General features: G+C 60.1%; 19 protein-coding genes and 1 pseudogene. 9 read left to right on the top strand and 11 right to left on the bottom strand.

Annotated elements, in window-relative coordinates:
* Nucleotides 1-8: 8 nt before the first annotated feature.
* From FPT15_RS20940 to FPT15_RS20910, 7 genes are all read left to right on the top strand, one after another.
* Nucleotides 9-1,094 (top strand): pyridoxal phosphate-dependent aminotransferase, encoded by a 1,086-nt coding sequence (locus FPT15_RS20940; protein ID WP_145164265.1) that lies wholly within the window; start codon nucleotides 9-11, stop codon nucleotides 1,092-1,094.
* Between the two features lie 214 nt (nucleotides 1,095-1,308).
* Nucleotides 1,309-2,025, top strand: a complete 717-nt coding sequence (locus tag FPT15_RS20935) for a LuxR family transcriptional regulator (protein WP_145164262.1) — start codon at nucleotides 1,309-1,311, stop codon at nucleotides 2,023-2,025.
* Between the two features lie 250 nt (nucleotides 2,026-2,275).
* Complete coding sequence (locus tag FPT15_RS20930; protein WP_119736768.1) at nucleotides 2,276-3,346, top strand: fatty acid desaturase family protein; 1,071 nt, start codon at nucleotides 2,276-2,278, stop codon at nucleotides 3,344-3,346.
* Between the two features lie 4 nt (nucleotides 3,347-3,350).
* The gene (locus tag FPT15_RS20925; protein ID WP_145164259.1) at nucleotides 3,351-4,322 is read left to right on the top strand and encodes a proline dehydrogenase family protein; all 972 of its coding nucleotides are present in this window, start codon (nucleotides 3,351-3,353) and stop codon (nucleotides 4,320-4,322) included.
* A gap of 13 nt (nucleotides 4,323-4,335) precedes the next feature.
* A complete protein-coding gene (locus FPT15_RS20920; protein ID WP_145164257.1) occupies nucleotides 4,336-5,586 on the top strand; it encodes an ATP-grasp domain-containing protein in 1,251 nt (416 codons plus the stop codon).
* Nucleotides 5,586-6,788, top strand: coding sequence for an MFS transporter (locus tag FPT15_RS20915; protein ID WP_145164255.1), 1,203 nt, complete (start codon nucleotides 5,586-5,588; stop codon nucleotides 6,786-6,788). The genes FPT15_RS20920 and FPT15_RS20915 overlap by 1 nt, the downstream gene beginning before the upstream one ends.
* 1 nt (nucleotide 6,789) lies before the next feature.
* Nucleotides 6,790-7,917 carry an aminotransferase class V-fold PLP-dependent enzyme gene (locus FPT15_RS20910; protein WP_145164253.1) on the top strand — a complete coding sequence of 376 codons (1,128 nt, stop codon included), beginning with the start codon at nucleotides 6,790-6,792 and terminating at the stop codon, nucleotides 7,915-7,917.
* On the opposite strand, the gene FPT15_RS20905 is transcribed toward FPT15_RS20910, so the two are convergent.
* Nucleotides 7,904-8,620, bottom strand: coding sequence for a hypothetical protein (locus tag FPT15_RS20905; protein ID WP_145164252.1), 717 nt, complete (start codon nucleotides 8,618-8,620; stop codon nucleotides 7,904-7,906). The genes FPT15_RS20910 and FPT15_RS20905 overlap by 14 nt on opposite strands.
* 259 nt (nucleotides 8,621-8,879) lie before the next feature.
* On the opposite strand from FPT15_RS20905, the pseudogene FPT15_RS30420 reads away from it, so the two are divergent.
* Nucleotides 8,880-8,978 (top strand): annotated as a pseudogene (locus FPT15_RS30420) (hypothetical protein); the annotation flags it as partial.
* Here the strand turns inward: FPT15_RS30420 and FPT15_RS20895 are convergent.
* Both FPT15_RS20895 and FPT15_RS20890 read right to left on the bottom strand, forming a co-directional pair.
* Nucleotides 8,975-10,222 (bottom strand): aspartate aminotransferase family protein, encoded by a 1,248-nt coding sequence (locus tag FPT15_RS20895; RefSeq protein WP_145164250.1) that lies wholly within the window; start codon nucleotides 10,220-10,222, stop codon nucleotides 8,975-8,977. The pseudogene FPT15_RS30420 and the gene FPT15_RS20895 sit on opposite strands and share 4 nt — an antisense overlap.
* An 89-nt stretch (nucleotides 10,223-10,311) precedes the next feature.
* Nucleotides 10,312-11,205, bottom strand: a complete 894-nt coding sequence (locus FPT15_RS20890) for a LysR substrate-binding domain-containing protein (RefSeq protein ID WP_145164248.1) — start codon at nucleotides 11,203-11,205, stop codon at nucleotides 10,312-10,314.
* Between the two features lie 144 nt (nucleotides 11,206-11,349).
* On the opposite strand from FPT15_RS20890, the gene FPT15_RS20885 reads away from it, so the two are divergent.
* Nucleotides 11,350-12,378, top strand: a complete 1,029-nt coding sequence (locus FPT15_RS20885; RefSeq protein WP_145164246.1) for an amino acid ABC transporter substrate-binding protein — start codon at nucleotides 11,350-11,352, stop codon at nucleotides 12,376-12,378.
* Between the two features lie 28 nt (nucleotides 12,379-12,406).
* Here FPT15_RS20885 and FPT15_RS20880 read toward each other — a convergent pair whose 3' ends face one another.
* From FPT15_RS20880 to FPT15_RS20845, 8 genes are all read right to left on the bottom strand, one after another.
* Nucleotides 12,407-13,420 (bottom strand): sensor domain-containing diguanylate cyclase, encoded by a 1,014-nt coding sequence (locus tag FPT15_RS20880; RefSeq protein WP_145164244.1) that lies wholly within the window; start codon nucleotides 13,418-13,420, stop codon nucleotides 12,407-12,409.
* A 184-nt stretch (nucleotides 13,421-13,604) separates the two neighbouring features.
* On the bottom strand, nucleotides 13,605-13,898 hold the full coding sequence (locus FPT15_RS20875; protein WP_145164243.1) for an XRE family transcriptional regulator: 294 nt from the start codon (nucleotides 13,896-13,898) through the stop codon (nucleotides 13,605-13,607).
* 9 nt (nucleotides 13,899-13,907) lie between these two features.
* Complete coding sequence (locus FPT15_RS20870; protein WP_256676502.1) at nucleotides 13,908-14,231, bottom strand: type II toxin-antitoxin system RelE/ParE family toxin; 324 nt, start codon at nucleotides 14,229-14,231, stop codon at nucleotides 13,908-13,910.
* A gap of 208 nt (nucleotides 14,232-14,439) precedes the next feature.
* Nucleotides 14,440-16,335 carry an alkaline phosphatase D family protein gene (locus tag FPT15_RS20865; protein ID WP_145164239.1) on the bottom strand — a complete coding sequence of 632 codons (1,896 nt, stop codon included), beginning with the start codon at nucleotides 16,333-16,335 and terminating at the stop codon, nucleotides 14,440-14,442.
* A 105-nt stretch (nucleotides 16,336-16,440) separates the two neighbouring features.
* Nucleotides 16,441-16,632, bottom strand: a complete 192-nt coding sequence (locus FPT15_RS20860) for a hypothetical protein (RefSeq protein WP_145164237.1) — start codon at nucleotides 16,630-16,632, stop codon at nucleotides 16,441-16,443.
* 218 nt (nucleotides 16,633-16,850) lie between these two features.
* Nucleotides 16,851-19,094, bottom strand: coding sequence for an ATP-binding protein (locus FPT15_RS20855; protein ID WP_145164235.1), 2,244 nt, complete (start codon nucleotides 19,092-19,094; stop codon nucleotides 16,851-16,853).
* The gene (locus tag FPT15_RS20850) at nucleotides 19,091-19,705 is read right to left on the bottom strand and encodes a biliverdin-producing heme oxygenase (RefSeq protein WP_145164233.1); all 615 of its coding nucleotides are present in this window, start codon (nucleotides 19,703-19,705) and stop codon (nucleotides 19,091-19,093) included. Before FPT15_RS20850 ends, FPT15_RS20855 begins: the two co-directional genes overlap by 4 nt.
* Before the next feature lie 193 nt (nucleotides 19,706-19,898).
* Nucleotides 19,899-20,279 carry a response regulator gene (locus FPT15_RS20845; protein ID WP_145164231.1) on the bottom strand — a complete coding sequence of 127 codons (381 nt, stop codon included), beginning with the start codon at nucleotides 20,277-20,279 and terminating at the stop codon, nucleotides 19,899-19,901.
* Between the last annotated feature and the right edge of the window lie 164 nt (nucleotides 20,280-20,443).

The raw sequence follows: 20,443 nt of genomic DNA, 5'->3' as shown, positions 1-20,443 counted from the left end.
GTAGTTCCATGGTCAGCGTAAGTCGTCGGTCACTTCTCGCCTTTGGCGCGGCCTTGCCGGTGCTGGGGCGCCTGGATTGGGCGGTGGCCAGCCCGCCGCCGGCACCCGCTGACAAGGTGCGGCTCAATTACAACGAAAGCCCCTACGGCCCCTCAGGCGCTGCCCGTGAGGCGATGCAGCGTGGGGTGGCCATCTCCGGGCGGTATCCCTATGACCACATGTACGCCTTGGCTGGGCTGTTTGCCCAGCAGCAGGGCATCGCCGAAGAACAGGTCGCCGTGTTTGCCGGCTCCATGGCCGCGCTGCGCTATGCCGTGCTGGCGTTTACCAGCCAAACACGCGGGCTGGTGATGGCCACACCGTCCTACGAAGTACCGCGCCAGGCCGCTGAGTCGTGGAAGGCGCCGGTGCGCGAAGTGAGCCTCAATGCCGAGCATGCGCACGACGTGCCGGCCATGCTTGCTGCCGATCCGCAGGCGGGCATGCTGTACCTGTGCAATCCCAACAACCCTACCGGCACCCTGACGCCAACCGAGGCGATCCGCCAGGCGCTGGCGAACAAGCCCAAAGGCAGCGTGCTGGTGGTGGACGAGGCGTACATCGACTTCTCTGATGCCCCGAGCTGCGTGAGCTGGGTCAAGGACCACGACGATTTGCTGGTGCTGCGCACCTTCTCGAAAATCTACGGCATGGCCGGCGCGCGCCTGGGCTTGGCGATTGGCCACCCCGCGCTGCTGGCACGGCTGGCGGTGTTTGGCGGCGACAACGTGCCAGCCGCCTCCACCTTGCTCGGCGCCCGGGCGAGCCTGGAAGACGTCAAGCTGCTGCCCCATCGCAAGGCGCTCAACGCGCAGTTGCGGGATGAGACCGTGGCGTGGCTGAAGGCGCGGGGGTTTGCCTGCACCGCGTCGCACAGCAACTGCTTCATGATCGACGTGAAGCAACCGGCCCAGCAGGTCATCGAAAAGCTCGCAGCACACAATGTGTTGATCGGGCGGGTCTGGAAAGACTGGCCGCAATGGGTACGGGTGACGGTGGGCAGTCAGCAGGAGATGCAGCGGTTTCGCGAAGTATTTGCGGCGCAGATGGCCTGAGCCTGGGCGCTCGGCAGCGCAAATGGCCATTGCGTGCTGATGGTCGGCTCGGCCCAGGAAGCACTGGACAAGGTCTGTACGGCATGTTTCATTCTTGTCTTTGTGTAGAGATATTTCCTACAGTATGGGTCGACTCTGACCAGAGGCTTCGGGATTGAAGCGTTCCCGTCAGAGCATTAGCCTCATACGTTGTCACTCATCAGGGACGATATTCATGCGAAGCGATGGCCAATCCAGCAACACCATGTCCATACAGCCCGCCGATGTGCGCCAATTGCTCGATGCCGAACTGACCCGGCGCGGCCTGGGGCACTTCGAGGTGTATCAGTGTGGGCCGACACTGGATGAAGCAGAGATCATCACCAATTACCCCGACGCGCTGGACCGCTCCGACTCGGCGGACGATTTTTACCAGCGTGGCCAACTGCTGTCCTTGTCCAAGGAGCGGGTCAAACCTTTTTTCTGGAGCGATGAAAACATCCTCGCTCCTGCCGCAGAAGCGGTGCCGGTGCCTGGGCCCTGTGCACCGGTGGGCGAGGGCGCGAGCTTTATCGTGCATGGCAACCGCGGTTTTTACTCGATCCTCAACCTGTGCAGCTTCGGTGAAGACCAACAGTTTCGCGACACGGTGTTGGCCAACAAAAGTGAGCTGCAGATGCTGCTGGTCTCGGTCTACGACGAGGCCCTCGAAAGCTGCACCACGGTCGCACCTGCGCCGATACAGGAAACGGTACTGACCCCACGAGAAACCGAAGTGTTGTCCTGGACCAGCCTGGGCAAGACCTACAACGAAATAGCCGTCCTGACCTCAATGAGCCCGCGTACCGTCAAGTTTCATATGAAGAATATCTTCAGCAAGCTGGACGTCACCAACGGCAAGTCGGCGATTCGCAAGGCCCTGAACCTGGGGTACATCCGCGAAAAGGCCTGATCTACAGGCTTCCCTCCTCATAAACGCTACGCTCGCCGGTGATTTTTCAGCGGCGAGTCTACGCGTGCGCCTCGTCGCAGCCTACCTGTCTAAAAGGGCAGCTTGTTCGCCATCGAGCGGTGCTTTAGTTTTTTTTGCAGCCGATGAGTCTAGCTCAGGCAAAAAAAACAATAGCCGCACCACCTGAAAAAATTCCTTTGCCCAGCAATGAGACGGGTGTTGCAGCGTGCCGCTTAATTATGGAGTGATTATGCTGGTCGATAAAAACAAAGAACCTGCTGGCGAATACGCCGCGGGCATTTCCCGTGAAACGTTCGGAATGCTCAAGCACCTGTGCAAAAAAGATAACTATCACTGGGCCATCGCGTTGGGTAAGGATTACGCAATCATTGCCTTTGCCATCTACCTGTCCTTGGGCATCAGCTACTGGTTCTACCCGGTTTCGCTGTTTCTGATCGGCACCACGCAACGCGCCCTGGCGAATGTGCTGCACGAGTCAGCGCACAAGATGCTGGCCAAGAACCGCGTGATCAATTGGGTCTCCGGCACGTTTCTCTCAGGCTACCTGATCTTCCACCTGCATCAGTCCTACAGCACGTCGCACATCAAGAATCACCACGTGCACCTGGGCGATCCGGAAAAAGACCCTGACTACGCCTTCCACCTGCAGTGCGGCCTGTACGACGTCCAGCAAAGTGAACGTGAGTTCTTCCTCAAGAACGTTTTGCTGGCGCTGTCCGGCTACCGGACCGTGCAGTACATCCGGTACATCATCAAAGACCGCGTCAAAGCCCAGGGTGCGGATAAAACCATCCGCAACGAACGCATCATGCTGTGGGCTTACTGGGCGGTGATCTTCGCCGTCGCCGCCTGGTTCGGTGTTGTCGCGCAACTGTTGCTGTTCTGGCTGGTGCCGCTGTTCACCACCGCCGTGGCCGTGGGCTGGATCATCGAGTTGGCCGAGCATTACCCATTGCCGGCTGCTGAGACCGAGAAGCTGCTGCTCACCCGCAATCGCAAGGGTAACGCCCTGGAGAACTTCTTCTTCGGCCGCCATGACGACAACTACCACCTCGTGCACCACCTGCACCCGGCCATTCCTCACTGGAACATGCGCAAGGCTCATGAGCTGCTGATGTCGCACCCGGAATACGCGCGTTGGGACAACCTGTGGGCGGGGATCTTTACCCGTGACCGCCATGGCCGCCACAAGGAAACCATGCTCAGTTACGCGGCCAAGTTTCGTGCTCACAAGATTGCCAACCACACCGACGATTCGAGCTTCGCACGTCGGATGCTGAACCAGGCCTACGGGGTTTAACGCCATGAATGACATCGACAACAGCCTGCTGGCGACCCTGGCCCTGAAGAAACTGGCGGCGAACAAGACGTACCGCGACCTGTTCCTGGCCAGTGACACGCTGCGCGACTTCCTGCGCCCGGCCGCCCTGCGCTACATCATTTCCGAAGACCGCCTGGAGATGCTCGACAAGCTCGCCGCCCTGCAAGGCAAAGGCTATCGCACCGGCGTCGAATACGTTGGTGAAGAGGCCACCACCCTGGCCGAGGTGACCACGGCCACCGACGAATACCTGAAGCTGATCGACCTGATGGCGCTGCACCCCACGCTGGCCGAGCCACCACAGCTGGGTTTTGACCTGTCCAACGTCGGCACGATCATTTCCAGTGAACTGGCGATCGAGAACTGCTCGAAGATCCTTGCCCATGCAGCCGACAAGGAGGTCGGTGTGATCCTCAGCATGGAGCGGTCCCAGTGGACCGACTCGATCCTGGATATCTTCATGCACCTGAGTGCACGTTTTGCCAACTTGGGTATCACCCTGCAGGCGCAGTTGAACCGTACACCCGATGACCTGGGGGAAGTCCTCGCAACGGGCTGCAAAGTGCGTCTGGTCAAGGGCGTCTATGCTGAGCCTGCTGCTATTGCCTTGCCGCGCGGTGCGCAACTGAACGAGCGTTACCTGGGGCTGTTGGACCGCATCAACGGCGCCAGCACGAACTACGCGTTCGCCACCCAAGACCCGTTGCTGGTGAAGGAGATTCTCGCCAGTGGGATTGCCAGCCGAGGCGAGCTGGAGATGCTGCACGGCGTGCGCCCCGAGCTGATCAAGGCGGTCAAGGACCAAGGTCAGGTCAAGACGCGTGTTTCAGCGGTCTACGGCACCAACTGGTACCTGCACCTGCTGCACCGCGTGGCCGAGTTCCCACAGAATATTTTTCTGGCGCTGGATGACGTGGCCTCGCCACGGCCTTCCGAAACCGCCAATCACTACTGAAAAGGACATTCTCATGAAGCAGTACGTCGCGTTGGTCGATGTCTATTCGAGCGGTAACTTCCTGCCGCAGTTCTTCCATGAGGCGGGCATCGGCCTGATCCATGTGCAGAGCACGCCGGAACTGATGCCGAGCATGCTGGGGCCGAACCTTTCGGAGTTCGAGCACAACCTGATTTTCAACGGCAACCCCGAAGACGTCGTGCGTCGCCTGCGTGAATTCAACGTGATTGCCGTGATCGCCGGCCAGGAACCCGGCGTGCCGTTCGCGGACTACTTGAGCGAACAGCTGCAACTGCCGTCTTCCAACGGCAGTTCCGGTTCCCGGGCACGTCGCGACAAGTTCGAGATGATCAGCAAAGTGGCGGCCGCCGGCCTGCTGACCGCGCGGCAGATCAAGTCCGCCGACCCTGCCGAGCTGCTGGCCTGGGTGCAGGACGGCCAAGTGTTCCCTTGCGTAATCAAACCGCTGAGCTCGGCCTCAACCGACGGCGTGTCGATCTGCCACAACGTCGACGACGTGAAACGCGCTTGCGAGGAAGTGGTGTCCAACCTGGATATCTTCGGCCTGGCCAATACCGAAATTCTTTGTCAGTCCTACCTCAAGGGCCCGGAGTACATCGTCGACACCGTCAGCCGTGACGGGCAGACCTATGTCTGCGGTATCTGGCGCTATGTGAAGCGCGAGATCAGCGGTGGCAAGAACATCTACGACCGCGACGTGCTGATTGCTCCGGACAGCGCCGAGGCCAACGTGCTGGTGGACTACATCGTGCAAGTGCTCAAGGCGCTGGGAATCAACAACGGCCCAGCCCACTCGGAAGTGATCCTCACCGAGGCCGGCCCTGCGCTGGTGGAAGTAGGCGCACGCTTGAATGGCAACATGGAACCCAGGTTCCATGACATCAGCCTGGGCGGCAACCAGGCGCAGCTCACCTACCTGGCGTACTGCGACGGTGAGGCGTTCAAAGCCGGTTATGCCGGCAAGCGTTACCACAAGCTCAAGGAAGCCTGTGTGATCAATACCGATACCACCTTGCAAGGTGAGGTCACCGGCTTCAATGACGCCGCCATCCACCTGATCGAGGCATTGCCCTCGGTGCATAAACTGAGTGTCAAATACAAGGCTGGCAAGTTGATGAAAAAGACCGTGGACCTGCTCAGCAGCCCGCTGCGCGTGTTCCTGGTGTCGGAAAACCAGCGCGATATCGACAAGGACTATGAGCAGATCCGCCAGTACAAAGACAACGTTTACGTGATCCGCTGATGATGGGCACCTATCGCGCGTTACGCGGGCTCAACGGTCGGTTGCAGTCGCTGTTCCTGATTACCCTGGTGTTCCGCATGGGCACCATGGCGTTCCCTTTCTATGCGGCGTACCTGATTCATCAGCACGCCGTGTCGGCGGGCACGGCTGGCTTGCTGGTCGGGGTGTACGGCGCGGGTGCGCTGTTTGTGGACTTGATCATCGGCGCGGTGATCAAGCGGTTTTCCGCCAACCGGGTGATCCTCGGTTCGTTGCTGCTCAATGCCGTGCTGTTGCTGATCATTCCTTCAGTGGAAAACACGGCCGCGCTGTTTGTGTTGTCGTTTCTGTGGGGCGCCTGTTATGAGGCGTTCACGCCGGCGACGTTCTCCGAAACCGTCACCCACAGCAGCAGTGAGACGCGCAAAGTGGCGTTCTCCTGCAACCGACTGGCCATCAACATCGGCATGGCCATCGGGCCACTGTTGGGCAGTCTGATTTTCCTCAGCAACGCCGACGCGGTGTTCTACCTCAACGCGGCGTTGTCGTTGGTCTCGTTCGTCGCTTGCCTGCGGTTTGGACGCGCGGTTCCGGTGGCGCCGGTGACCACGCTCGCCGGCAAGGGCAATGGGTTGCCGGAGCGCGCGCCGCATGAGCGGTCGCGGTTGCTGGTGATCCTGTTGGCGGCATTGCCGGTGCACATCGCCTACGCGTTGCCGCCGACGTTCCTGTCGGCCTACATCATCAATTACACCGAGTTGCCGGCTTACTACGTCGGCATCATTTTCTTTATCAATGCATTGTTGGTGATTCTGTTCGAGGTGCCGATCAACCAACGCATGTCGCACCTGTCGAGCAGCCGCTCGTTGGTGGCCGGTTTCCTGGTGGCCGGCGTGGGGTTTTTCCTGATGGGGTTCAGTCACATCGGCGCGTTGCTGCTGGTGGCCACTGTGCTCTGGAGCCTGGGCGAAATGATCGTGTTTCCCGGCATCACCCACTACGTCAGCAGTATTTCCAGTCGCCATACCGTGGACCGCAACCTCGGTTACTACTCGGCGGGCGTCAACATCGGGGTCATGATCACCCCGTCGCTGGCGTTCATGTTGGTGTCCCAGCCGTCCTTGCCTTCGCCGTGGCTGCTGGCCGGCACCGTATTGCTGCTGTTCGCGGTGGCGGTGGGCGTGATGAAAAGCTCGACACTTTTGTGGAACAAGGAAGCGTGAAATGAATATCGTGCATTTGAACACTGCCGGTGCCGGCCTGATGTCATCGGCCACCCTGAACGCGATCCAGCGCTTCACGGCCATCGAAGCCCAGATGGGCAGTTATGAGACCGAACTGGCCTACGACGAGTTGCTCAACGTCGACCTGTATCGGGCGGCAGCCGGGCTCTTGAATGCACAGCCTGCGGACATCGGTTTTTTCAGCAGTGCCACCGAAGCCTGGACCAGCATCCTCGGCAAACTGAAATTTCCCCGTGGCAAGCGCGTGTGGGTGTCGACCTCGGAGTACGCCGCGAACCTGATCTTTTTCAACTACCTCAAGCTGTCGCGCGATATTCGCGTTGAAGTGATCCCGACCACCGCCACCAGCCCGCTGGACCTGGAATGGGTGCGACGTCATCTGGACGACGATGTGTTCCTGGTCAGCGTGTCGCACTTGCCGTCGTGCTGCGGCGTGATCAACCCGGTGGAAGCCCTGGGCGCGCTGCTTAAAGAGACGAACACGCTGTATGTGGTGGATGCGTGCCAGTCGCTGGGGCAGCTGCCGCTGGACGTGCGGGATATCCATTGTGATTTGCTGACCGGCGCGGGCCGCAAGTTTCTCTGTGGGCCACGCGGCAGTGGGATCGCCTACGTGTCGCCACGCCTGCTCAGCCAGTTGTCGTTGAATTTCGCTGACTTGCACGCGGCCAGCACGGATGGCCAGGTCAACCGGATCGAGGTGTCCGGGGCTCGGGTGCTGGAAATTGCAGAAAAAAGCTTTTCAGCGTTGGTGGGGTTGCACACCGCGTTGAGTGAATACACGCAGGTCGCAGCAAAGGTGAGCACCGAGCCCTACACGCTGCTGGCGCAGGAGCTACGGCGCCTGCCGCAGTTGACGCTGCTGTGCGATCAGTTCCAGCAGACCGGGATTGTCTCGTTCGTGCCGCACAACCTGTCGGCCAAGGCGTTTGTCAGCCAGGCCCGCGAGCTGGGGCTCAACCTGTGGGCGGGCACTGCCGCTCATACACCGCTGCTGTTGAAGGACCTCGGCGCGACGCATTTCGTGCGCGCCTCGGTGGGCCGGCATGTCACCCAGGCCCAGGTTGAGCAGGCCCTGGTGACCCTGCGCGCACTTATTGCGCAGTGATGGCGTAACCGTCAAAGGCGCTTTGTTGTTGCAGCGCGGTCACGATGCTTTTGCGCGTGACCGGCTGCTCTACGCCGCTGTTGTCCACAAAGGTTTCAGTTTCCAGTTCCGCCTCGTTGCCTTCACCCACGAACGTAAAGCCCAGGAACTCCAGCGCCTCACGGTCAACGTTCAGCTTGGAGCGAGGTGTACGCAGTGGCAGGGTGACGCTGATGCCATCCTTGCTGATCACAAACACTTCGGCTTCCTTCTTCGCGCGTGCTGCCTTGCTCTTGCCGGCGCTGGGGTTGCTGATGGCCTGGTGAGACTGGTTCAGCACCTTCAGGGCCAGGCCATAGACCAGTTCCTGGAACTCGGGATCGTCCTTGAAACTGGACAGAATGCGGCTGATCGAGAACTTGCTGCTGAGGTCCTCCAGGGCGATGTTGTCGGCGGCCTCGGCGTCCTTGAGTTGCTTGAGCTGGCCCATCAGGTCGTAGGCCTTGTCGTCGTCGAAGGCGTCGTGGGCCTGGCGGATGGCCACGCGCAATTCACGGATCTGGTCGCTTTCTTTGGAAGTGTGGAATGCGTCCAGCACCATCTCGCTGATGATCTTGGCCGCAGGCACATGCTGTGAAAGATTGATGGCGTTTTCGTATTCAGCTTTGGACTGCAGGGCTGTTACGGATTCTTCGGTAGAGTGTTCGGTGTAAGAATCGGACATTGAAATTTCACTACTTCAGTAAACGGGACAAAAAAGCGTCGCGCATTTTCAGCGGGGAGGGTGATCAGGTCAAGGCAGCACAATGCCCTTGTCGCGGCGCAACGCCGTCAGCGCCCGCTGCAGCCGCAGGGCGCGTCCACGGAACAGACCAACGGTAAATCCCGACACACCGCCCACCGCCACCAGCATCGCTGGCGTGCTCAAAAACAGCGGATGCGCCACCTGCTGGTAGCTGAAGTAGTACTTCACCGCGAAGAACAACGTTGCGGCGTATTTCTCCGGCCAACCGCGCCCGGATTTCCCGGACAAGGTCAAAGACTGGCCCAACGGCGGCAAGCCCGCCGACGCGCGCTACTAAGTCAGCTGCTTGAGACAGGCCTCGAGAATATCCAGGCCTTCCTCCAGCACCGCAGGCTCGGTGGTCAGCGGTGCCAGCAGGCGGATGATGTGTCGCGACTTGCCGCTGGGCATCAGCAGCAGCCCCGCGTCCCGCGCCAGGCTCAGCAGTTGGGTCAGTTGCCTGGACGCGGGCGTGCCGTCGGCATTGGCCAGCTCGATGCCGCGCATGGCACCGACGCCGGTCAGGCGGCCCAGATAGGGCACACCTTGCGCACGCCATTGTTCATAACGGCTGACGATGGCTTCGGCCTGGTGTGAACCCCAGGTTTTCAGGTGTGCGTCCGTCATCGCGTCCAGCGTGGCCAAAGCGGCCGCGCACGCAATCGGGTTGCCGGAGTAGGTGCCGCCCAGGCCACCTTTGGGCAAGGTGTCGAGCAAGGCTTTGCGCCCGACCACCGCGCCCAATGGCACGCCGCCGGCGATGCTTTTGCCGAGCAGGATCAAGTCCGGTTCAATTCCAAGGTGCGAGAAGGCGAAGCGCTGGCCGGTGCGCCCGAAGCCGGACTGGATTTCGTCGGCAATCAGCAGGATGTTTTTCTCATCACAGAAACGTCGCAAGGCCTGGGCGAATTCGACGTCCAGGGCCAGGAAACCGCCTTCGCCCTGCACGGGTTCGATGATGAAACAGGCCACGTCCTCAACGTCGATTTCCACGCTGAACAGGCGGTCCATGGCCTTGAGTGCTTCGGCACAACTCACGCCGTTATCAGCGCTGGGGTAGGGCAGGTGGTACACCGGCCCAGGCAATACGCCGACCTTTTGCTTGTAGGGCGCTACCTTGCCATTGAGGTTGAGCGTGGCCAGGGTACGGCCGTGAAAGGCACCGTCGAACGCGATCACCGCCGTGCGGCCGGTGGCGCCGCGCACAATCTTCAATGCGTTTTCCGCCGCTTCCGCACCGCTGTTGGTGAGCATGCCGCTCACCGGGTAATCCACCGGCATAAACGCGGTAAGACGGTCCATCAGTTCGATGTAGGGCGCGTGAGGTGCGGCGTTGAACGCGTAGTGGGTCAGTTTGGTGGCCTGCTCCCGAATCGCCTCGACCACGCCGGGGTGGCAATGCCCGAGGTTGAGCACGCCGATGCCGCCGACAAAATCGATGTAGCGCTTGCCCGTGGTGTCCCAGACCTCGGCGTTTTTGCCGTGGCTGAGGCTGATGGGGTGAACGATAGAAATCGACTGGCTGATGGTTTCGCGGCTCATGAATCTCGGACTCGGCAATGGCGGGCGTCTTTTTATCTAAGCCGCGCGCCCGGCCTTGCCGCAAACGAAATAAAGTCGCCGGGTCATTATTAAAAGTCGGGATGTGCTTTTAAGTAGTCCACCATCCAGTTCAAGAATGCTTTTACCTTGGGGATCTCGCCGGCGTGTTCGGCGTGCGCGATAAAGTGCGCGCCGGCGCTGGGCATCGTGTAATCCCAAGGCGTCATCAGGCTGCCATTGGCCAACTCTTCGGCCACCAGGTACTGCGGCACCAACGCCACGCCGTAGCCCGACTGCGCCGCGCGAATGCACATGTAGAACGTGTCGAAACGCGGCCCGTGATAGCTGTTCTGCGAATGCAGGCCTTGTTCCAGAAACCACTCATGCCAGGCTTGCGGGCGTGACGTGCATTGCAGCAAGGTGTGGCGCGAGGAGGCATCGCTGCCCTCGGCGACAAACCCCGGCGCACAGACCGGCACCACGGCCTCGTGAAACAGCTCGATGCACGTCGCCCCCGGCCAGGAGCCCTGGCCGAAGAAAAACGCAATATCGGCCTTGGCCTGCAACACGTCGAAGGGCTCCAGCTCGTTGCGCACATCCAGGTGGATGTTCGGATGTCTGGCCGCAAAATCCTTGAGCTTGGGCACCAGCCAGCGGTCGCCGAAGGTCGGCTGGGTGGCGATGCGCAGCACTTCGGTCTCGCCGCCGTAGGTGAGGATGTACCGGCTGGAAATGTCCACCTGAGTCAAAATCTTGTGGACCTCGGCGAGGTACAGCGAGCCCGCTGGCGACAGGTAGAGACGCTGGCGCACGCGCTCGAACAGGTTGTGGCAGAGCATCTCTTCGAGCTGCGCGACCTGCTTGCTCACGGCACTTTGGGTCAGGTGCAGCTCTTGGGCGGCGCGGGTGAAACTCAGGTGGCGGGCGGCGGCTTCGAAGCACTGCAGAGCGGTCATCGAAGGGGTCAAGCGTTTAGAGATCATGCAGTTCATTCCAAATCGGAAGGAGCCTTTGCCTAAAGGTCGTTTGTGACAGGGGCGTAAAGCCGTCGATACTGCGCGGCCACACTATAAACCGGCGCGGGCTGTGCGGCGCCGAATAATAAAGATCGACAGGGAGTGCCTCGCATGAACAACCTCAAGACCACCTTGGCCGCCCTCACCGCTGCTGCGGTCGTGGGCCTGGCGGGCAGTGCCCACGCCGGCGTGACCCTCGACGCAATCCAGAAAAAAGGCTTTATCCAGTGCGGCGTCAGTGACGGTTTGCCGGGCTTCGGCGTGCCGGACGCCACCGGCAAAATGACCGGCATCGATGTAGACGTGTGTCACGCCGTCGCCGCGGCGGTGTTCGGCGACGCCTCAAAAGTGAAGTTCAGCCAGTTGACGGCCAAAGAGCGTTTTACCGCGCTGCAGTCCGGCGAAATCGACCTGATCTCACGCAACACCACCTGGACCAGTTCGCGTGATTCGGGCATGGGCCTGGTGTTCACCGGCGTCACCTATTACGACGGCATCGGCTTTCTGGTCAACAACAAGCTGGGGGTGACCGGCGCCAAGCAACTCGACGGCGCAACCATCTGCATCCAGGCCGGCACGACCACCGAACTCAATGTCTCGGATTACTTTCGCACCAACGGCATGAAGTACACGCCAATCACCTTCGATACCGCCGACGAAAGCGCCAAGGGCCTCGAAGCCGGGCGCTGCGATGTGCTGACCACTGACCAGTCGGGCTTGTACGCGCAGCGCATCAAGATGGCTCACCCGGATGAGTTTGTGGTGCTGCCGCAAGTGATCTCCAAGGAGCCACTCGGGCCGCTGGTGCGCAAGGGTGATGACGAGTGGTTCAGCATCGTCAAATGGACGCTGTTCGCCATGCTCAATGCCGAGGAAATGGGCATCACCTCGCAGAACGTCGAAGCGCAGGCCAAATCCAGCAAGAACCCCGACGTAGCGCGGCTGCTGGGTGCCGACGGCGATTACGGCAAAGACTTGAAACTGCGCAAGGACTGGGTGGTGCAGATCGTCAAGCAAGTGGGCAACTATGACGAAGTGTTCGAGCGCAATATCGGCCAGGGCAGCGTGTTGAAGATCAAGCGTGGGCTCAATGCCTTGTGGAGCAACGGCGGCATCCAGTACGCGCCGCCAGTGCGCTGATCACGCCAAACCAGTGGGGTCGCCGTATTTACTCCGACACCACGTCCTTTCCCGCCGCCTTGGACCGATACAGCGCTTGATCGGCGCGTGCCATCAAGGCGGCAGGGTCCTCACCCATACGACGTTCGACCACACCCAGGCTCAGGGTCACTTTGAAATCACCCACGGCGGGTATTTCGGTGATCTTCTGCCGCACGCTTTCGGCCAGTTGCCTGGCCGAATCGAGGGTGCTTTTGGGCAGCACCACCATAAATTCGTCACCGCCCCAGCGCGCGAGCAAATCACCGGGACGCACACAGGCTTCCAGGTTTTCCACCACCCGAATCAGGGTCTTGTCGCCGACGCCGTGGCCGTGTTGGTCATTGATCGGCTTGAAGTCATCGATATCCATGGCCACCAATGCCAGTGGCACGCGGAAGCGCTCGGCACGCTCACACTCCTCCAGCAGTACTTTTTCCAGGCGATAACGGTTGGCGATACGCGTCAGGGCGTCCTGTTCGGCCAGGGAGCGGTTCTCATCCAGCTGCAATTGCAGTTGCTGATTGACCCGAGACAATTCACGGGTGCGTTCGGCCACCAGAGCCTCCAGCGATTGGTTACGCTTTTGCAGCTGTTCGATGGAGTTCTTGCGGGTGTGAATATCGCGGTGGGCGCCGACCATGCGGGCTACCGAGCCGTCAGGGTTACGTGCAATGACGTAGCCCCGGTCTTCGATCCACAGGTAGCTGCCGTCTTCTTTTCGGCAGCGGTACTCGGCCTGGTAATGGGGGGCGCGCTGGTTGATGTAGTCATCAAACACGGCCATCACGCGCGGGTAATCCTCGGCGTGGATCACGTTCTCCCAGGTGAACACAGTGTTTTCCAGGGAGTGGCGGGGGTAACCCAGCATCTCGTACCAACCGGGGTTGCGGTAGACGAAGCCGGTATTGGCGTTCCAGTCCCAGATGCCGTCGCTGACCAGTTCCATGACGGCGTGCAACATGTCGGCGTTGAGTTCGGAAAAGTCATTGCGCAGCGGTTTATTGCCGGAGTTATCGCCCATCTTTGCGCTTCCCTGCGTGTGCTGGTTTGTAAGGCCAGTCTTCGTTGACGCCGATACTCCGTGGCTGGCGCTACTGTACATCGGGACTTGCGCGGTTTGAATAGGGCGGGTGTACTGCTTTAGATGTATGGCTATGAGCCACCTATGCTGGATTTAGGTGGACCGGTTTTCACGTCATCACCGGTCATGTATTGGCGTTCGGTAAAAGCCGCACTTCTACCCGCTGGCCCAAAGCTCTTGCGGCACTTGCCAGGGTTGCCAGAGTCATGCCTGCATCGTTTTGATCCAGCGCCCGATCCACAGCAGTGCGGCTGGTGTGCATACGTTCTGCCAGCGCTTTCTTGCTGACTTTCTGCGCCTTCATTGCTTGCGCCAACTGCCAGGCGATAACACGCTTCAATGCGGCAGCGGACACTTCTTCTATGAGCCCATCGTCACTTAGAAAATCATCGAAGTTGGAGCCGATATGTTTATTCATGGTGGTCCCTCAAAGCTTGCTTTTACGACGCCTCGCGGTGTTCAGGTCCACTGACGTCGTTTTCTGGCTCTTTTTGATAAAGCCGTGCAGCAACACAATTTCGCGGTCAACTAACGTAAAAATGACCCGTGCAATGTTCTCATTGAGGTCACTTCGTATTTCCCAAAGGCTGTGCTCCAGCTTTCGAACCAGCGGCATTCCCAGCGGCCATCCAATCTGGACTGCTTTGATGTCAATGCCTATGAGTCTGCGTGACTCCCTTGGCAGTTCCAGCAGCCATTCACGCACGGGCTCGTTGCCAGCCTGCGTTCGGAAAAACGCGACGCTCAACATGAGAGGTAAGCCGTTCACAAGAGTGCACCAAAATAGGTTCATACGGCAATCGGCGATTGATGAAGCTTTTCGCGAAGAGCGGTCAGAGCCTGGCAGTTTTTTTGTGAGCGATGGATGTCGAAGCTTTGCAGAAAATTACAGCAAAAACAGTTAGTTATGAATTTTCCGCAGAGTGAGTGCGAGCTTGGTTTTGCATGTGTAAGAAAACTTACTCCGGCGCCAGCATCCTCGTCCGAGGCTTTCCATCGGCGTTGTGCTGGTAAATCGCCTCCGGTTGGCCGTGGTCGTTGAAAAACACTTGGCCAATGCCTGCCGAATTCCACAGCCGTTCGCCCGCTTCGGCATGTTCCGGAATATGGGGCACTACCTGCATGGTACGGCGGCGCGTGAACCAGTTGAGCGGTGAGCGCGGTGAATAGAGCCAGCGGTTCAGGCGGTCGAACCATTCCAGCAGGCGTGGGGGGAACTCGTTCTTGATGCCGCTGCTGGTGATCTGCCAGATGCTCGGCCCGCCGTTGCGGTGGCGGATCAGCACTTGGTAGACGAACGAGTAATGCACGTCGCCCGAGAGGATCACGTAGTTACCCGGCGTGCGCGAGTGGCGGAAGATGTTGAGGATTACCTGGGCGGCGCCGCGATGGGCCATCCAGTTTTCGGCGTCTACCAGCAGCGGGTAGCCACACCAACTGAACACCTTCTGCACGGTTTCGATCAGCTTGACGCCAAAGACCGGCGCGGGCGAGACGATGATGGCGCAGGGGTGGTCCAGCAGTTCCTGTTGCAGCTCACTCAAGGCTTCCCAATCCAGCAGGCCAGAGGGCTGCTTGAGGGTGAACTCGCTGCGCCAGCGGCGGGTACGGGTGTCGAGCACCACCAGGGCCGGTGTGGTGGGCAGTACGTAATGCCAGTGCTGGAATTTCAGCAGCGCCGCCAGCAGGTCATCTTGCAGGCCGGCGTCCAGGTGGTTGCCTTTAACCTGGGTGGCCAGTGCCTGGGTTTGGCTCAGCAGCTCAGCGAACACATCCGGCTGGTTGCCCCAACCCTGGCACAGCAGGTAGGCGAGCAGGGCATTGCCGATAATGCGCCTGGAGAACGGGTGGCCGTAGGCGGTTTCTTCCCATTGGGCACTGAGGTTCCAGTCGTCGGTGATGTCGTGATCGTCGAAGATCATCAGCGTCGACAGATGAGCCAAGACCCGTGCGGCGCCCGGCAACCCTTGTCGGAACTGATCAATAGGCACCTGCTCGCGGACATAACGCTGCTGTTTCTCGACGCTCAGTTGCGGGGGGTGTGGTGTGATCAACTGCCAGGGCGTGGGCGACCAGGCCAGCAGGTACATCGCGATCACCTCGGCAAAGCTCACCAGGTGATTGTCGGCCGTGCTGCTGGTGAAAATCGGCTTCTTTACGCCACCAAAAAACCGCTCGCGCAGGGTCTCGTTGCTGTCCAGCGCCGGGAGCAGTTCGGCGCGATGGTAATAGCTGGCGCGATGCCCGTAGAGGCTGGCGCTGTCAGTCACCACCGCACCTTCCAGGTATTCGTCAAACAGTTCCAGTCGCGCGATCAGCGCATGAATCGCGCGCAGCATCGGGCCGGCGACATCGTCGGCGTAGATCTGGTCACCGCTCATCATCAGCAACGCCGGGCGTTCGGTCGGCGTGTGTGCCTCGGCCAGCAGGCGGTCGACGCACAGCAAGCCGTCGTCGGCTCGGTGGTGCGGTTTGCGGCAGGAACCGTGCACCAACTGGTGGATACGGCTGTGCAGTACGAAGTTCGGCTGCCGGGCGTCGGCATACAGCAGGTGCGGCGCCCATTCGGCGATGCCCAGGTTGTCGATCAGCAGGTCATAGCCGATGAGCACGTCCAACGGCAGGGCGTCGTCCAGCGCCACGTCGATCAGGTGGATGAAGGCGTGGCGCCCCACCGGCACGACTTGGCACTGGCCCTGATCCAGGCGGATATCCCGGCTCTGTTCGGCAACGTGCAGCCTCAAGGTCGGCGACAGTTCACGGCTTGCCACCAGCCACAACACCAGGCGGCGAGGCTCCAGCCGCCGTAACAGCGGCCCGGCAAGAACGGCGGGCAGTGTGCCTGCTTCAAGCATAGGGATAAGGACTCTGTGCAGGAAAGGCCGGCAGGTTAACCCAGCGGATGTCAGTGTTTTGTTAAGGGATGGCGGGGCGGGATGGCTTGCCCCGCCTTTCACAGGCTAGAGCAGATTGCCCTTGCCCAGGCTTTCCAGGTTGCCGGAGCGGTTGTTCTTGTCTGGGGTATTTGCGCCGCTCAGGCCTATGGCCGACGCCTGATCGAGGCTTGGCTTCGGCGGTTGTGGGGGCGGCGCGGCGTTGATCAGCTGGATGGTGTTGATGTAGTTCAAGTTGGCGCTGAGAAAAAAATCCATTGGGTGTGCTCGGTAAGGCCAGGGAAGTGTTGTCGCGTTGTGAACGCGCACAGAACTTACAAAGCCTTGGCTGGCGCGGCTATACACGCGTTGAGTCAAAACATGACAAGGCTACCGGCCACCAACCCGTCGCGGCCAGGGTGGTATGTTGCGGGTTTAACCAGCCGGCCTGATGTGGAGAGCACGCCCGCTCGCCACATCAAGTCCACTTTCCGCTGTCAGGGGTGTGACCCCTCGATCCCCTTGGGCACCGTAAAGCGAAACTCGCTGCCCCGGCCGACTTCACTGTGCGCGTCGATTTGCCCGCCATGGGCCTGGACGATGCCCTGAGTGATGTACAGCCCCAACCCGCTGCCGGTCGGGTTGTTTTCGGTCTGGGTCCAGTAGCGATCAAACACATGCGGTAACTGTTCAGGCGCAATGCCTTCACCGGAATCGCGCACCGAAAACACGATCTCTTCGTCGTTGCTCATGGCGCTCACGCCGATGTTTCCCTGGCGCGGGGTGAACTTGATGGCGTTGCCGATCAGGTTCGACAACACCTGGAACAGACGCTCAGGGTCCCCGTTGATCTGCAACCCCGGTTCCGCATTGAACGACAGTTCAATGCCTTTCTCCATCGCCAGCGGCGCGAGCAGGGCATAGGCTTCTTCAAACATCTGGCTGACGTCCAGCACCACCGGCTTGACCACATAACGGCCCGCCTCGATTTTCGAGGTGTCGAGCAAGTCTTCCAGCAGCACGTTCATGCGCCCTGCGGCCTGTTGCATGGTGTCGATCGCCGAAGAAATACGTCGCGAGGTGTGCGGGCCTTCGGAGCTGAACGCCTTTTGCATCATGCCGCAGAGCATCGAGATAACGGTCATCGGGTTACGCAGGTCGTGGGACACCACGGCCACCAGGTCATCACGCGCGCGTACGGCTTGCTGTTCGCGCAACACTTGGCGGGCGAGGTCATTTTCCAGGGCTGAACGGCGCAGGTCGTTGGCAGCAAAACGGTCGCCATGGCTCCATTTGGTGGAGATGCCGGCCATTTCCACTTTCCAGATTTCAAACGAGGTCCGAGGGCGAAGGCGCAAGCCGGCGTCTGACTCTTCCAGATTCAACGGCTTGTCCGGGTTGCCGCTCCAGTTGATGTTCTCTTTCACTTCCGGGCGAAACCACAGCACGCCGTTATCCACAGGCTTTGGCAGGCTCATGGCCAACACGCCACTGGCCACGTGCTGAAACTCGGCGGCCGGCGGATACACCGAGGTCAGGTTGTGGCTGGAAAACACCGGTTCGCCGCTGGCTTGCAGCCATGCGTGCAGCGCGCGAATCTGCTCGGGCTGCGGGCAGTTGCCGTAACGGTGCAACTGTTTGTCCTCAATGATTGCCACGCCGCCCGACAGCGTCAGGTCCATCAGGACTTGCGGCTGCTGGGCCAGGCCGTCGAACACGTTTTGTTCGGATGCTTTCATCGCGCGATCAAGCAGGGCCAGGGCCTCGACCTTTTCGTCGCGTTGGCGGCTCAGGTCCAGGGCTTCCATGGCGCTGATCTGCAACGACAGCACCTGTCCGATGGTTTGGCAGGCCAGGCGCAGGTCATTGGGCACCAGCAGTGGCTCGCGGTTACCGCAACTGATCAGGCCCCAGAGCTTGTCGCCTGCCATCAAGGAGATGCTCATGGACGACAGCACGCCCATGTTCTGCATGTACTGGCAGTGAATCGGCGACACGCTGCGCAGGGTCGCAAAGCTCAGGTCCAGCGGTTGGCCGGTGTCCGGGCGCAGCTTGGGCAGCAACGGCACGGGTTCATAAGCGGCATTCGGGATGATGCGCAGCCAGTTGGTGCGGTACAGCTCGCGAGCTTGCTCGGGGATATCGGACGCCGGAAAGAACAGCCCGTTGAACAGCTCCATGGACGGCGCCGAGGCTTCGGCGATCACCTGGCCATGGCCTTCCTCTTCGAAGCGGTAGATCAGCACTCGGTCGTAGCCGGTCATGGCCTGGATTTCATTCACGCTGATTTCGTACAGCGCTTGCAGGGTTTTCGCTGCCTGCAGGCGTTGCAGCATCTTGCCCAGATCGCTAGTGCGACCATTCAGGGCTCGCGGTTTGAAATCTTCCAGGCGCGGTTCGAATTCCAGCACCAGCACCGCTTGATGGCGGTGCAGCAGGCCTTCGAATTGCGCGCCATTGAAGGTGACATGCAGCGCTGGCGCATCGAAAAACGTGTTGTGTTCAGCCATGGCCTGCACGGCTTGGGCATGTTCGGCGCCGATCAACCTGTGCAGCGGCTGACCCAGCAGCGACTCGGGCGTGTGACCGAACAGGCTGCCGACGTTGGCGCTGACCTGAATGATGTGCAGGTCCGGCTCTGACAACGTCAGCAGCACACCATGGGGCTGTATCGCGCCGGGGGTGCGGATGGGTTCGTCGGCACAGTTGGCAAGCAGCTCTTCAAAATCTTCGGGTTTCATAGCAGTACCTCCTGGCTGACGAGCCAATGCTCGAAGCCGCTGAATGTCGAACAAGCTGCCTGCACTGCGCGCTGTTTGGCGTGCGCATCGAGGGGTTGGCGGCTCAGGTAATCGAGAAAGTCTTTCCAGCGTCGACCGGTCTCGGCGCCGTACACATTGAGAAACGCGCCGCCGTGTTCGGCGTCGATGCCCAGGCGCTGGGCCATTTCCCGGCGCAGCAATTGGCCACCCAGGGTCGCGCCTTCCAGTACATAGAGGGCACCGAGGCAGGCGGCGGCGGTATCGAACAGTGGCAGGCTGGTGCAACGCGGCAGGGCACTGATGGCGTCGTCAGTCAGGCCAAGGGCGTAAAGATCGTGCAGGAGTGTAGGCGTTTTCACGCGCAATGACGTATCGAATCCATCGGGGATCAAACCACTGTCATACAGCGCCGATTCCATTGGCTCATAAAAACCGTAGTACGCCTGAAGCAAGCGCTGGTACCACTCGGCATCCAGACGCTCGGAGAAAAACGGCAAGCGTTTTTCCAGCGCTACATGCAGCAGGGCGGTGCCTGAACGTAACGCTTCCAGCAATGAGGGCGCACTGACGTCAGGGGCCTGTGAATGCATTCAATGAGCTCGAACTGTGGGCCTTCCGGCCATGAATGACGCTGTAAATGGGCGACGATTCTACACAACTCATTGCCATCACCTGTGCGCACTAGGCGAAAAGGCTGACCGGCGGATCAGAAAAGTCACTCCTTGTGTGATTAATGACCACGGAAAAGCACCTCAAGTTCGCTTTTGTGATATCGCGACGATATCAGTGCAGGGACATACCCTGTTGGCTCAGCGCCGTTTGTACGCACTCAACCAGGTGTTCGGCGCTCCACGGCTTGGGTAAAAAACGCACGGAACCGCCCAACTGCGCCGCCAGCTTGGTATTGCCGGAGGTCAGCACCACGGGCACAGACGGCCAGCGATGCGCTACCACCTTGCTCAAGTCATAACCATTGAGCAAACCGGGCATCTGGATATCACTGACAATCAGATCCACGGGGTCGTCGCCGCGCTCCAGGTAAATCATCCCTTCATCCGCCGAAGGAAATGACGTGACGTGCGCCCCGAAATCCTCCAGTACATCCACCATTAACGAGCGAATGATCTCGTCGTCTTCCAGCACTAAAATCGATGGCTGAGCCATGATCCTTACTCCACCATCAGGGTTCAGTAAGGTGGAGTGGGGCGGGCGTGAATAGGTTCGATTGGATATATTCCGGGCGATGGATGGTCGGTTTAGAGCGGGTAGCAAGGCGTTGCCCGCAGCGGCACAGTGCGCTTGCAGGCATAATCGCCTCACCGTTGCCT

Source organism: Pseudomonas sp. RGB (genome assembly GCF_007713445.1).
In the GTDB taxonomy this organism is placed as follows: domain Bacteria; phylum Pseudomonadota; class Gammaproteobacteria; order Pseudomonadales; family Pseudomonadaceae; genus Aquipseudomonas.
The sequence above is the reverse complement of the archived record's forward strand: the minus strand, read 5'-3'. Positions and strand labels throughout refer to the sequence as shown.

Bases quoted from the DNA above. Each gene is read 5' to 3' on its own strand.
- FPT15_RS20940 (WP_145164265.1), top strand. From the start codon at position 9: ATGGTCAGCGTAAGTCGTCGGTCACTTCTCGCCTTTGGCGCGGCCTTG.
- FPT15_RS20935 (WP_145164262.1), top strand. From the start codon at position 1,309: ATGCGAAGCGATGGCCAATCCAGCAACACCATGTCCATACAGCCCGCC.
- FPT15_RS20930 (WP_119736768.1), top strand. From the start codon at position 2,276: ATGCTGGTCGATAAAAACAAAGAACCTGCTGGCGAATACGCCGCGGGC.
- FPT15_RS20925 (WP_145164259.1), top strand. From the start codon at position 3,351: ATGAATGACATCGACAACAGCCTGCTGGCGACCCTGGCCCTGAAGAAA.
- FPT15_RS20920 (WP_145164257.1), top strand. From the start codon at position 4,336: ATGAAGCAGTACGTCGCGTTGGTCGATGTCTATTCGAGCGGTAACTTC.
- FPT15_RS20915 (WP_145164255.1), top strand. From the start codon at position 5,586: ATGATGGGCACCTATCGCGCGTTACGCGGGCTCAACGGTCGGTTGCAG.
- FPT15_RS20910 (WP_145164253.1), top strand. From the start codon at position 6,790: ATGAATATCGTGCATTTGAACACTGCCGGTGCCGGCCTGATGTCATCG.
- FPT15_RS20905 (WP_145164252.1), bottom strand. From the start codon at position 8,620: ATGTCCGATTCTTACACCGAACACTCTACCGAAGAATCCGTAACAGCC.
- FPT15_RS20895 (WP_145164250.1), bottom strand. From the start codon at position 10,222: ATGAGCCGCGAAACCATCAGCCAGTCGATTTCTATCGTTCACCCCATC.
- FPT15_RS20890 (WP_145164248.1), bottom strand. From the start codon at position 11,205: ATGATCTCTAAACGCTTGACCCCTTCGATGACCGCTCTGCAGTGCTTC.
- FPT15_RS20885 (WP_145164246.1), top strand. From the start codon at position 11,350: ATGAACAACCTCAAGACCACCTTGGCCGCCCTCACCGCTGCTGCGGTC.
- FPT15_RS20880 (WP_145164244.1), bottom strand. From the start codon at position 13,420: ATGGGCGATAACTCCGGCAATAAACCGCTGCGCAATGACTTTTCCGAA.
- FPT15_RS20875 (WP_145164243.1), bottom strand. From the start codon at position 13,898: ATGAATAAACATATCGGCTCCAACTTCGATGATTTTCTAAGTGACGAT.
- FPT15_RS20870 (WP_256676502.1), bottom strand. From the start codon at position 14,231: ATGTTGAGCGTCGCGTTTTTCCGAACGCAGGCTGGCAACGAGCCCGTG.
- FPT15_RS20865 (WP_145164239.1), bottom strand. From the start codon at position 16,335: ATGCTTGAAGCAGGCACACTGCCCGCCGTTCTTGCCGGGCCGCTGTTA.
- FPT15_RS20860 (WP_145164237.1), bottom strand. From the start codon at position 16,632: ATGGATTTTTTTCTCAGCGCCAACTTGAACTACATCAACACCATCCAG.
- FPT15_RS20855 (WP_145164235.1), bottom strand. From the start codon at position 19,094: ATGAAACCCGAAGATTTTGAAGAGCTGCTTGCCAACTGTGCCGACGAA.
- FPT15_RS20850 (WP_145164233.1), bottom strand. From the start codon at position 19,705: ATGCATTCACAGGCCCCTGACGTCAGTGCGCCCTCATTGCTGGAAGCG.
- FPT15_RS20845 (WP_145164231.1), bottom strand. From the start codon at position 20,279: ATGGCTCAGCCATCGATTTTAGTGCTGGAAGACGACGAGATCATTCGC.